General features: G+C 59.7%; 9 protein-coding genes. 3 read left to right on the forward strand and 6 right to left on the reverse strand.

Features of this window, described 5'->3' with window-relative positions:
- Positions 1–53 precede the first annotated feature (53 nt).
- From H6F58_RS14370 to H6F58_RS14385, 4 genes are all read right to left on the reverse strand, one after another.
- The gene (locus tag H6F58_RS14370; protein WP_195182021.1) at positions 54–1,862 is read right to left on the reverse strand and encodes an ABC transporter ATP-binding protein; all 1,809 of its coding nucleotides are present in this window, start codon (positions 1,860–1,862) and stop codon (positions 54–56) included.
- Positions 1,859–3,694 (reverse strand): ABC transporter ATP-binding protein, encoded by a 1,836-nt coding sequence (locus H6F58_RS14375; protein ID WP_195182022.1) that lies wholly within the window; start codon positions 3,692–3,694, stop codon positions 1,859–1,861. The genes H6F58_RS14370 and H6F58_RS14375 overlap by 4 nt, the downstream gene beginning before the upstream one ends.
- Positions 3,695–3,855: 161 nt before the next feature.
- Positions 3,856–4,809, reverse strand: coding sequence for a metallophosphoesterase (locus H6F58_RS14380; RefSeq protein WP_060702364.1), 954 nt, complete (start codon positions 4,807–4,809; stop codon positions 3,856–3,858).
- A 120-nt stretch (positions 4,810–4,929) separates the two neighbouring features.
- A complete protein-coding gene (locus H6F58_RS14385) occupies positions 4,930–7,260 on the reverse strand; it encodes a transglycosylase domain-containing protein (protein ID WP_146275896.1) in 2,331 nt (776 codons plus the stop codon).
- 225 nt (positions 7,261–7,485) lie between these two features.
- On the opposite strand from H6F58_RS14385, the gene H6F58_RS14390 reads away from it, so the two are divergent.
- Positions 7,486–7,962, forward strand: coding sequence for a RidA family protein (locus H6F58_RS14390; RefSeq protein WP_060702362.1), 477 nt, complete (start codon positions 7,486–7,488; stop codon positions 7,960–7,962).
- On the forward strand, positions 7,955–8,941 hold the full coding sequence (locus tag H6F58_RS14395) for an NUDIX hydrolase (RefSeq protein WP_236995187.1): 987 nt from the start codon (positions 7,955–7,957) through the stop codon (positions 8,939–8,941). Before H6F58_RS14390 ends, H6F58_RS14395 begins: the two co-directional genes overlap by 8 nt.
- A 75-nt stretch (positions 8,942–9,016) precedes the next feature.
- Here the strand turns inward: H6F58_RS14395 and H6F58_RS14400 are convergent, their stop codons facing one another.
- Positions 9,017–9,694, reverse strand: coding sequence for a Crp/Fnr family transcriptional regulator (locus H6F58_RS14400; protein WP_022874282.1), 678 nt, complete (start codon positions 9,692–9,694; stop codon positions 9,017–9,019).
- A 204-nt stretch (positions 9,695–9,898) separates the two neighbouring features.
- Between H6F58_RS14400 and H6F58_RS14405 the strand changes: the two genes are divergently transcribed.
- On the forward strand, positions 9,899–11,089 hold the full coding sequence (locus H6F58_RS14405) for a MarP family serine protease (protein ID WP_186468091.1): 1,191 nt from the start codon (positions 9,899–9,901) through the stop codon (positions 11,087–11,089).
- A 14-nt stretch (positions 11,090–11,103) separates the two neighbouring features.
- On the opposite strand, the gene aroQ is transcribed toward H6F58_RS14405, so the two are convergent.
- Entirely contained in the window at positions 11,104–11,556 is a 453-nt protein-coding gene (gene aroQ / locus H6F58_RS14410) for a type II 3-dehydroquinate dehydratase (protein ID WP_171918860.1), read from the reverse strand.
- Positions 11,557–11,646: the final 90 nt, after the last annotated feature.

Below are 11,646 nucleotides of genomic sequence, written 5' to 3' on the forward strand. Positions count from 1 at the left end.
TGTCGACTCGGAAGATTTCCGAGTCGACAGGGGCTGCTTCAGTCTGGACTTGATCAGACCAGCGAGTCCTTCCACGCCTTGTGCAAGGCGGCGAAACGGCCCTCATCGGCAATCAGCTGCTGCGGGGTGCCGTCTTCGGAAATCTGCCCATCGTGGACCACCAGGACACGGTCGGCGATCTGAACCGTAGAGAGCCGGTGGGCGATGATCAGAGCCGTGCGGTTGCCCAGCAAAGTCTGCAGGCCGCGCTGAACTGCCCGCTCCGACGGGATATCCAGCGAACTGGTCGCCTCATCCAGGATCAATACCGCCGGATCCGCCAAGAATGCGCGGGCAAAGGAGATCAGCTGGCGCTGCCCTGCGGAGACTCGGCCGCCACGCTTATTTACGTCGGTGTCGTAGCCTTCAGGCAGGTCCAAGATGAACTCGTGGGCGCCTACGGCTCGTGCAGCCGACTGGATGTCCTCAAGGGATGCTCCAGGCCTGCCCAGGGCAATGTTCTCGGCAACCGAGCCCGAGAACAGGAACGCTTCCTGGGTCACCATCACCACATGCCGCCGCAATTCCCTGTTGGACAGCTCGTTGATCGGCACCGAGTCCAGTTTCAGCGTGCCTGAGCGCAGATCATAGAAACGGGCGATGAGCTTGGCGAGGGTCGACTTGCCTGCGCCGGTTTGCCCGACGACGGCGACTGTTTGGCCTGCTGGAATGCGCAGATCGAATTTGTCCATGATGATCGGGCCGTCGCCATAGCCGAAGACCGCGTCCTTGAATTCGAGCTCGCCGGCCACTTTGCCGATGCTCTTTGGCTGTTCCGGCTCGCGCACGGTCGGCTCTTCTTCGAGAAGTCCCGAGACCTTTTCCAAGGCCGCTGTGGCGGACTGCAAGGAAGAGTAGAACATGGCAATGTGCTCAACCGGCTGGAAGAGCCGCTTGGATGCCAAGAGGATGGCCACCATGGCACCGACTTCCATGGAGCCGTTGATGATGCGGAAGCCGCCGTAGGCCAGGAGTGCCGCGACCGTCAGGTTGCCAATCAAAACCAGTCCCGGCTGCAAGATGCCGAAGAGGTTGAAGGAGCGGACCGAGTTGTCCCGGTATTTCTCCGCGATCTGCTGGTAGTTCTGGTCGTTGGCGCGTTCCCGGCGGAAAGCCTTCACCGCGCGAATGCCGGTCATGGTTTCCACGAAGGTGGAAATGACCTTCGCGGAAACAACACGGGATTCCCGGTACAAGACTTCAGAGCGGCGCTGGTACCAGTAGAACAGGATGGCTACCGGCACGGCCGCGATGCACACCACGAACCCGCTTTGCCAGTCCAGCAGGAAAATGGAAATCAGCGTGAAAATGATGAATACGCAGGAGGACGCCAGCTCGGAGACTCCCTGGTCCAGCAGCTCGCGCAAGGTCTCCAGATCCGAGGTCTGGCGGGAAATGATGCGGCCGGACGTGTAGTTCTCGTGGAATTCGAGGCTGAGCCGCTGGGTATGCCGGAAGACCTGCTGACGAAGATCCAGCAGCATGGCCTGCGAAATTCTTGCCGCGGAGTTGATGTACCAGGCCAGCAGGACCCCGCTGAGGATTGCGCAGACGATGTATCCGGCGCCGGTGAGCCCCAGGGCGCCCCAATTGCCCTCGCGGACCTGGGGCAAGGTCCAGTCGATGGCAAAGGCGATGATCACCGGCAACATCACGCGGGCGGCATTGGAAACCAGGACCAGCGCGACCGTGAGAATGAAGAGCTTTTTCTGCGGCATGGCGAGGGTGGCCAGCAATCGGAAGGAGCGCTGGCGCACCACCTTGCGCTCAGCGGCCGAGAGCTTGATGGAGTCCTCGTTGGTGACGCCCAATGGCTTACTCATCGTGAGGCCTCCTCGGCGATTGGCAGTTCTTCGTCATCCAGGCTTGCGATGACAAATCGATAGTGCTCGTTGGTGCTCAACAGGTGGGTGTGGCTTCCGACCGCATCGATGCGTCCATCGCGCAGCAGGGCAACCCGATCTGCCAGCATCACGGTGGATGGGCGGTGAGCCACAATCAATGTGGTGGTTCCGGCCAGTACTTCCCGCAACTTCTCGGTGACCAGTTCCTCGGTGCGCACATCGAGGGCTGAAAGCGGATCATCGAGCACCAGTACGCTCGGACGAGCCGCAATGGCGCGGGCCAGGGCAATGCGCTGGCGCTGGCCGCCGGAAAGCGACAGGCCCTCTTCGCCGATGAGCGTATCCACGCCTTGCGGCAGCGAATAGGTGAAGTGCGCTTGGGCTACATCCAGTGCTTCGGTGAGCAGCGCTTCGCGCTCGTGCTCGTCCAGGGACGCGGGTGTGCCCAGCAGGACGTTGTCCCGTATGGTGCTGGAGAACAAGGTGGTGTCCTCGAAAGCCACGGCAATTTCGGTGCGCAGCTGGTCGAGCTCCCAATCTTTGACGTTTTGCCCATGGATCAGGACCTCTCCGGCGGTGGCTTCATGGAGCCGGGGGATGAGGTTCAACAGGGTTGATTTTCCGGAACCGGTGATCCCGACCAGGGCCATGGTTTCACCGGGGCGGATTTCCAGGTCGATGTCGGCCAGGATCGGCCGGTGGGTTCCGGCCGTGTCAGGGTAGGCGAAGCGCACGTGGCGCAGTTGCACGCTGCCATCACGCTCTCCGGGGATGCGGGGCTGTTCTGGAGAGACGATGTCGTTGGCCGAATCCATGACCTCGAAATGGCGGTCAAGTGCGGTTTTGGTGCTCAGCGTCATGCCCAGGAGCATGCCCATGCCTTCGACGGGCCCGGCAATGACTGCGGCAATGGCGAAGTAGGCCACTAGGGCGCCAACGCTCAAGGTTCCGTTGGCGACTTGGGCAATGCCGATGAACAGGCCAATGCCCAAAATGGTTTCTGGAACGGCGACAACGGTGAGCAGGAAACTTGCCAGGGTTTTGGCCTTTGCGATTTCGGTTTCCTGCAACGACTTCGCCTGGGTATTAAAGCCTTCGTAGATGTGCGGGCCGCGGCCGAAGGCCTTGATGACGCGAATGCCGTGCACTGATTCCTCTACTGCGGTGGCGAGGTCGCCGGCCTGGTCCTGGCTAAGTCGGCTGGCGGCGCGGTACTCGTTGCGGAAGCGGTAGGCCTTGATGGCAATGGGGATGGATCCCAACAGGTAGAGCAGGCCCAAAATCCATGAATGGGTGAACATGAGAATCAAGCCGGTGATGACGGTGACGGTCTCCACCACCAGCATCATGGCGCCGAAGGCCAGCCATCGGCGCAGAAGCGAGAGATCCGACATGGAACGCGAGAGGAGCTGGCCGGAGCCCCAGCGCTCGTGGAAGGCGACGGGAAGGCGCTGAAGATGCTTGTAGAACCGAATGCGCATCTTCGTTTCCAGCCCGGCGGCTGGGGTCAGCACGAATTGGCGGCGCAGGAAGATCAGCAGGGCCTCGACGAATCCCAAGGCTGCCACGATGGCAACGGAGATCCAGACCTCGGATGAGTCCCCGTCCCGGTGCAAAACCGAGTTCACCAGCCAGGCCAAAACCTGGGGGATCACCAGGGCGATGATGCCGGCTCCGAGCGCGCAGAGGAAGCCGCAGAAAAGCCGCGGGAGGATTGGCTTCACGAAGGGGTAAAGCCGCTTCAATGTTGCTGAGAGGGGAACCGGATCTCTAGAATCGGCCTTTTGTGCTTGCGCCACGGTACCCCGCATTCATCCAGAAGTTAGACAGAGCTTCAGCTTACCGCCAGTGGTTGAGAGAATTCAATCGATTTTCTCATTTGGGAAAGAAATGCTTCAGATGAGGTCAAAGGGAATCCCGGCGCCGCACGATATTCCGTGCAGCACCGGGATCCAGAAGATGGATTTCGCGGCTACTTTCGCCCGGTGAGCGTCACCAGGATGGCTTCCGGCGGGCAGGCAAAGCGGATTGGCGCGAAGCGGGAGGTGCCCAGGCCCGCCGAGACGTTCAGGGGAACACTGTTGCCGGCGTACTCCCAATCGCTCAGGCCACGGGCGCGCCACGTCGGCAAATCGCAATTCGAGACCAACGCGCCATAGCCAGGAATGCAGACCTGGCCGCCGTGGGTGTGGCCAGCAAAAATCACGTCGGCTTGCGCCTGGGCGAACTGGTCCAAGACTCGCTGGTAGGGCGCGTGAGTCAGCGCAATGCGGACGTGGGGAGCCTGGCTGCTGGTCGAGGACCCTCGTGGCCAGCCTGCGAAGTGATCCCGGTCGATGTGCGGATCATCAACGCCGGTCAAATCCAGGCGCAGTCCATTTAGGACCATTGAATGCGAACGATTGGACATGTTGACCCACCCGGCAGAGCCGAAAGCGCGGTGCATCTCTTCAAACGGAAGCTGATCCCGGGATGACGGGTTGGGGATGCCGTCATTTCGAGCGAAGTACTTGAACGGGTTTTTCAGCTTGGGCGCGTAGTAGCAGTTGGATCCCGGCACAAAGGCTCCAGGGAATGCCATCAGCGGTTCCAACGCCTTGACCAGCGAAGGGACACCCTTGCGGTGGCTGAGGTTGTCTCCGGTGTTGATGATGAAGTCGGGGTTGAGGTCTGCAAGCTCGCGCAGCCATTGGATCTTGGTTTCCTGGCCCGGAACCATGTGGATATCCGAGAGGTGCAAGACCTTGATGTCCGAGGCGCCGCGGGGCAGCACGTTCAGGGTTTCGCGGCGCAACCCGAATTTCTGGGTCTCGAGCATGCCATAGCCAACTAGTGCACCACCTAGCGCCAGGGCTCCACCAGCAGCCAGCGCTGTGGTACCGGCCGCATGACGTAGTGCTGCAGCAAATGTTTTGTGTTCAACCATGACCTGTCTGCCATCGTCCTTTCATGCCCGGGGGGCAACTTCTGGTGAAGTCCGCTATTGCCAATCTAGACCGAAGGCCGCGTTCAACCAAAGTTGAACGCGGCCTTCAACGGCGCTTAGCTAGTCGTCGGATTTCTTCCCGTTGCCCTTGCCATTGCCATTGCCGTTGCCGTTGCCATTGCCGTTGCCATTATCCGATTCATTATTTCCGGAATCAGACTTCGACTCATTGGATTCGGACTGGTCTGCTTTGGATTCCTTGTCCTTGTCCTCGGAGTCGGACTTGGAATCCTCCTTGGAAGAATCCTCTTCCTTCGGTTCAGGCTTGGGCGCTGGCTTGCTGCGAGGCGAACCAAAACCGCTGCGATCGTACTCCTGGACTGCTTCCTCCATGAAGTCCACCCACAGCGGAGCTGCGTAGGTCGAGGAGTCGAGCGTGCTTGGGGCGCGCTCATCATTGATCATCGATCCCTGCAGGGTGTTCGCTTCTTCAGCGGCAGTTGCATTAACTCGGCCAACCCAGGCAGCGGTGGAAATGCCGGTGGTGTAGCCGACGAACCACGTGGAGGTTGACCAGTTGTTGGTACCGGTCTTACCGGCGATTGGACCGGCGACTCTGCCCTTGGACACGCGATCCGTGGCAATCTTCTTCAGCGTGCCGTTCAGATCAGCGATGTAGGTCGGATCAATTTGCTGCGAGCAGGATTCCTTCTTGACCTTGTACTGGTTGCCGTCCTTGTCCGTGACGCTGGTCAGCGCACGTGGCTCGCAATATTCGCCCTTGTTGGCGAAGGTGGCGAAGGCAGCAGCCTGTGCCAGCGGAGCGACCTTGGGCGTACCGATGACAAACGATGGATGCTCTGGCGAAAGCTCTTGAGGCTGGCCGCTGTCCAAATCGCGAAGCCCAACGCTATTGGCAAAATCGGTGATGTTGCAGAGGTCGAGCTTGGATGCTTCCTGGATGGTTGCGGAGTTGATGGACCACTTCAAGCCGTAGTCGACAGTCATGGGACGGTAGAAGCCACGCGACGCGTTCAGGGGCTGCCAAGCTTCTCCACCACCGGTGACAGTCTGGCCGCCAGGCAGGCACGAGGCACGCCACTTGTGGCTAGGAGCGAAGTAGGGCCGCTTGGCATTGATGGTGTCGTACATGTGATGGCCCTCTTTGAGCCAAGCCAGCGTGGTGTACGGTTTCATCGTCGAACCGGCCTGGAAGCCGCCAGCGCCACCCATGGACTTCTCCACAGCAAAGTTCAGCATGGTCTTTGCGGTGTTTCCCTTTTCAGCACCATAGGTGGTGTTCTGGGCCATGGTCAGGATATTTCCAGTGCCAGGCTCCACCGAGACGATCGAGGAGAACACATCCTTATTGGACTTGGCGTTCGGGTCGATGGACTTGCGAGCGTCGTTGGCAGCCTTCTTGTTCAGCTCGCTATTCAAGGTGGTCTTGATCGTCAGGCCGCCGCGGTACAGCAGGCCCTCGCGGTCTTCCTTGGTCTTGCCGAACGTGTCGTCGCCCAGAATCAGGTTGGTGACGTAATCACAGAAGTATGCGTTGTCTTTGGCCGCTGAGCAGCCCGATGGGGAAGTGCTGGGCTTGAGCTCAAGTCCGGACTTCACCGCGTCGTCATACTCCTTTTTATTGATCGCGCCGGTGCGGTACATGTTGCCCAGCACCTTATTGCGGCGGTCAAGGGAACGCTCTGGGTTGTTGATCGGGTTGTAGACGTTCGGCAGCTGGACCATGCCAGCAAGCATGGCCGACTGCTGGACGTTCAAGTCCTTGGCATCCACAGAGTAGAAGCGCTGTGCGGCAGCCTGTACGCCGTATTCGCGACCGGAGAACAGCACGAGGTTCAAGTAGCCTTCGAGGATTTCGTCCTTGGACATTTCCTTTTCGATGGCTACCGCGTACTTGAGCTCGCGGATCTTTTCCGAGTAGTCCTTGTTGCCGGACACGGTGGTTTCCTCGGAACCGGTGAGCTCCTGGTTGTTCACCAGAAGGTTGTTCACATACTGCTGGGTCAGGGTAGACGCACCAGAGCGCGAAGTGGAGGTCAGGTTGCCGACGATGGCTCGGGCGATGCCCTTGGGGTCGACACCGTTGTGCTCGTAGAAGCGTTCATCTTCCACCGAGACGATGGCCTTGCGCATATACGGCGAGATGTCATCAAGTGACACAGGTTCGCGATTCTGCTGGTAGAAATTCGCGATGGTCTTGCCGTTGGCGTCGACGATCGTTGACGGCTCCGAAATCGGAAGCTTCTCAAAGGAGCTCGGGAGTGCGCTGACGATGTTGTTACCGGTGGTCAAACCGGTTTTTGCGATCGCCGCTACGGGCACGAGCATACCTGCTGCGAGCACACCACACAGGGCGCTGATTCCAAAGAATGCAACGACTTTCCCAAGGGTGGTGGCGGTATCAAAAAAGGGGGACTTCTTGGCTGCCATACCCACTAGTTTACAAGGACGCGATAACGTATCCAGTATGACTAAATGGGAATACGCCACTTTGCCACTTTTGATTCACGCAACAAAGCAGATTTTGGACCAATGGGGGGATGATGGTTGGGAGCTGGTTACTGTAGTTCCTGGCCCCAACGGCTCATCGCCGGTGGCCTACATGAAGCGTCCAAAAGAGTAGCCAAAACATACTTCCTTAAGGAGAAAAAGCCCATGCAAGAAGCGACTTCCTCGCGTGTCGAAACGCGCCTGGCTGAACTGGGTTATGCCCTGCCAGGCGTTGCCAAGCCCGTCGCTGCCTACCTGCCAGCAGTCACCACCGGCAACTACGTTTACACCTCCGGCCAGCTTCCGCTGATTAATGGTGAACTCTCAGTTGTGGGAAAGGTCGGCGCAGAGGTTTCAGCAGAAGAAGCCAAGGCCCAGGCACAGGTTGCCGCGCTGAACGCACTGGCAGCCATCAAGGCCGAAATTGGTGACCTAGATCGCATTAAGCGCATCGTGAAGGTTGTCGGTTTCGTGTCGTCGGCACCGGAGTTCACCGGGCAGCCAGGAGTCATCAACGGAGCTTCCGAATTCTTCGGCGAGGTTCTTGGCGACGCAGGCCTGCATTCGCGTTCGGCCGTTGGCGTTGCCGTGCTTCCGCTGGATGCACCCGTCGAGGTTGAGGTCATCGCCGAATTTGAGTAGTTCACCTCAGTTGCCTGTTGCGCGGCCTGCCAAGGCTTTCCCTTGCGGGCCGCGCAGCGGCATGGTGCGCAGAGTCTTTGATCTGCCGCCACACCAGATCCCTACGGCCGAAAACTGGTTCACCTTCGGCTCCCGCACCCCCCGCTCACCGCGCCGCGCGTCGTCCGTGTGCCTGGTGCGGGACTGTTCCAAGGGTGTCGAGACCTACCTGACCTTTCGGCCTGGAGGCTCCCCGATGGGCAACGTGGCCTTCCCCGGCGGCAGCCACGAGGCCAGCGACCGGGCAACCTATCAATGGTTCGGACCGAGCCTTTCGCAGTGGTCCAAGCGCATGGACGTATTGGACCAGCAGCTGGTCCAAGCGCATATCGTTTGCGCCATTCGCGAGCTCTTTGAAGAAACCGGAATCCTGCTGGCGGGTACCGACGAGCAATCCATCATCGAAATGACCGACCCCGAAGAGTGGATGGGCGCCCGCGAGGCGATTGCCGGCCAGGATCTTCCATTCGATGAGTTTCTTCGCCGTCGCGGCCTGGGGCTTCGCACCGATTTATTGCGGCCGGTCTCGCACTGGCTGAATCCCAACTTTGCCCTGCGCAGATTTGATACCTGGTACTTCGCAGCCACCGTGCCCAACCGCCAAGAGGCGACGCTGCTTCGAGGCAAGGGCAAATGGGGCGGGTGGCAGGTGGCCAGCGGCGTGTTGGCCCAGCGAAACACCAGCGAGCTCGGCGACCTGGTGGGGCAGCCCAATACCGTGGGCCTGAACTTCTCGCGGATCAGCTACCCGGCCGTGGAAATGATGCTCGAGGCAATGTCCGAGGCCAACGGGGTGGTGGCGTATTTGTCGCGGGCGCGGTCCCTGGATTTGAAGCACCCCGACTTGCTGGTGCGCGATGGCATTTACTATCTGGAGGTTCTGGGCTCGATGAGTGCCGAATCCTCGCGCCCCTGGCAGGCCGCCGCGGGCCGCCAATGAATTAGCTAGAACAACATAAAAATAGTGTGGGCCGAAGATCCAAAAGGATCTTCGGCCCACACTATTTTGACTGGCTTAGCGTGAACGCTGGCGCAGACGCTGGATGTCCAGAATCACGACAGCGCGTGCTTCCAGACGCAGCCAGCCGCGCTGTACAAATTCAGCCAAAGCCTTGTTTACGGTTTCACGCGATGCGCCAACCAGCTGGGCCAGCTCTTCCTGAGTCAGCTCGTGAGCGACCAGGATGCCGTCGGTTGCTGGACGGCCGAAGCGGTCAGCAAGATCAAGCAGAGCCTTGGCAACACGGCCAGGAACATCGGAGAAGACCAAGTCCGCAAGGGACTCGTTGGTGCGGCGCAGACGTGCAGCCAGAGCCTGCAGCAGCTGGATCGAGACCTCAGGGGAGTTCAGGATCGCCTTGCGCATGTTCTCGTGGCTCAAGCCAGCCAGTCGGGTTTCCGACACGGCGGTTGCAGTCGCGTTGCGTGGGTGTGGATCGAATAGGGCCATCTCGCCAAACAGTTCGCCTGGGCCAAGAACAGCAATCAGGTTTTCGCGACCATCCGAAGAGGTGCGGCCCAGCTTGATCTTTCCCGAAACGATGAAGTACAGGCGGTCGCCCTGATCGCCTTCACGGAACACCGACGCACCGCGGGACAGATCAACCTCGGTCAATTCTTCGGTGAGCGCGGCGAATACTTCATCACCAAGCGACGCAAACAGTGGCGCGCGACGCAGTACCTCGATATCCATTAAATCTCCTGTCAACAGTAGTAGGCGCTTACTTCATTGTGCCGTATTCAGTAACAATGTGACAGTTTCCACACGTGGTTTCACCGAGAAAATGTTGAACGTCACGCTCATTCGGCCAAAACTCGCGAATATGCTCGCAGAAATCCATCAGCTTCTAAGGGTACCTTGGGTTAATACAAAGTATTTGAACGCATTGGAGTCTTGGTGCTCGGAATTTTCAGCTGGCTCGACGTAGTCATCTGCGCTGTTTTGCTGACCTTTTTCATTATCGGACTTCGCCGCGGTTTTCTCTTGACCGTTGGCGACATGGTGGGCCTCATTCTGGGAGGTGTTGCCGCGTTCTTTGCCATCCCGCTGGTTTCCACTTTCGCCAACAACCCCTGGTGGCGTGTTGCGCTGATGGCCGCCACGGCTGCCGTGCTGATCATCCTCGGCCAGGCGCTGGGCCGGGTCATTGCCACCCGCATCCGGCACTGGATGAACGTCGATTTCCTGCGCTCTGCAGACCGCATTGCCGGTGGCGTGCTCTCGGTGCTGATTACCGCCACGATCATTGGCGCGCTGGCGTTTTCCACCTCCAGCATGGGCATTCCGCGCCTGTCCCTGGAAATTGGAAAGTCCACCATGATCCAGGCCATTCGCGGCGCGACGCCGCCCTTTGTGAACTCGGCCATTTCCTCGGCCCGCTCCAAGGTGATCGCCGAAACCCTGCCAGCATTCCTGGAGCCCTTTGCGCCGCCGGTGGCCCAGCCCATGGACACCGACTGGGTGGCCACCGATCTCCAGCGGACCGCAGCGGAATCCGCCGCCAAGGTCTCGGGCACGGCAGTGCAATGCGGTGTCAACCTGACCGGTTCGGGCTTTGTGGTGGCTCCAGAAATGGTGATGACCAACGCCCACGTGGTGGCCGGTCTTGGGGCAGCCACCGTGGAGACCGGTCGTGACGGAGTTCACCGCGGAAAGGTGGTCTACTTCGATCCCGAGACCGATATCGCGCTGCTGTACGTGCAGGGCTTGGAGGCCCCGGCCATTGACCTGGCCGATGAGGATCTCACCCGTGGCGACGCCGCGGCGTTTATCGGCTACCCGGCTGGTGGCCCCCAGCAGATTCGCAGCGCCATGATCGCCTCGCGGGCCAACGTCTCGATCTCCAATATCTACGGCACCGACCCGTCGAGAATTTCCGTCTACCAGATCACCGCCGAAGTTGCCCAGGGCAATTCCGGTGGACCGCTGGTGGATGAAAACGGCGAGGCCGTTGGCCTGATCTTCGCGAAGTCCCGCAGCGACGAGCAGATTGGATTCGCCCTGAGCCTTGAGGAGATGGAGCGCGCCATGGAGCTAGGCGGCTCGCAGCGCACCTCGGTCAAGACCGGGGACTGCATCGCCAACTAGCCAAAAGGGCAAAATTATTTGCCCAGCAGGTACGCCAGCTGTTCCACGGCCAGCTTGTAGCCGTTGACGCCAGCGCCGACGATGATGGAACTGGCCACCGGCGAAATGTAGGAATGGTGGCGGAATGCCTCGCGCTGGTGCACGTTGGAGATGTGGACTTCAATCGTGGGCAGCTGGACACCACTGATGGCATCTGCCAAGGCGACCGAGGTGTGGGTGAAGGCTCCCGGGTTCATCACGATGCCCGCGGCACTGGTGCGTGCTTCATGAATGGCATCGATGAGCACCCCTTCATGATTGGACTGCAGGGCGCGCAGCTCAAATCCGTGGGCGGCGGCAGTGTCACGGGCCAGCTGTTCAACATCGGCCAAGGTGTCATGTCCGTAAATCTGCGGCTCGCGGGTGCCCAGGAGGTTCAGATTTGGCCCGTTGAGCAGCAGGATCGTGCGTGATGCGGTGTCAGTCATGGACTCAAATCTAATGCAAAGCGTCGTGAACCACGGCAATTGTTTATTGATGAATGAGAAAAAACGCTGCCGCCGGGCAGAACGCGAACA

The sequence above is a fragment of the Glutamicibacter sp. FBE19 genome, assembly GCF_015524875.1.
Lineage (GTDB): Bacteria > Actinomycetota > Actinomycetes > Actinomycetales > Micrococcaceae > Glutamicibacter > Glutamicibacter halophytocola.

Coding starts and splice junctions, on each gene's coding strand:
- H6F58_RS14370 (WP_195182021.1), bottom strand. CDS start 1,862: ATGAGTAAGCCATTGGGCGTCACCAACGAGGACTCCATCAAGCTCTCG.
- H6F58_RS14375 (WP_195182022.1), bottom strand. CDS start 3,694: ATGCGGGGTACCGTGGCGCAAGCACAAAAGGCCGATTCTAGAGATCCG.
- H6F58_RS14380 (WP_060702364.1), bottom strand. CDS start 4,809: ATGGTTGAACACAAAACATTTGCTGCAGCACTACGTCATGCGGCCGGT.
- H6F58_RS14385 (WP_146275896.1), bottom strand. CDS start 7,260: ATGGCAGCCAAGAAGTCCCCCTTTTTTGATACCGCCACCACCCTTGGG.
- H6F58_RS14390 (WP_060702362.1), top strand. CDS start 7,486: ATGCAAGAAGCGACTTCCTCGCGTGTCGAAACGCGCCTGGCTGAACTG.
- H6F58_RS14400 (WP_022874282.1), bottom strand. CDS start 9,694: ATGGATATCGAGGTACTGCGTCGCGCGCCACTGTTTGCGTCGCTTGGT.
- aroQ (WP_171918860.1), bottom strand. CDS start 11,556: ATGACTGACACCGCATCACGCACGATCCTGCTGCTCAACGGGCCAAAT.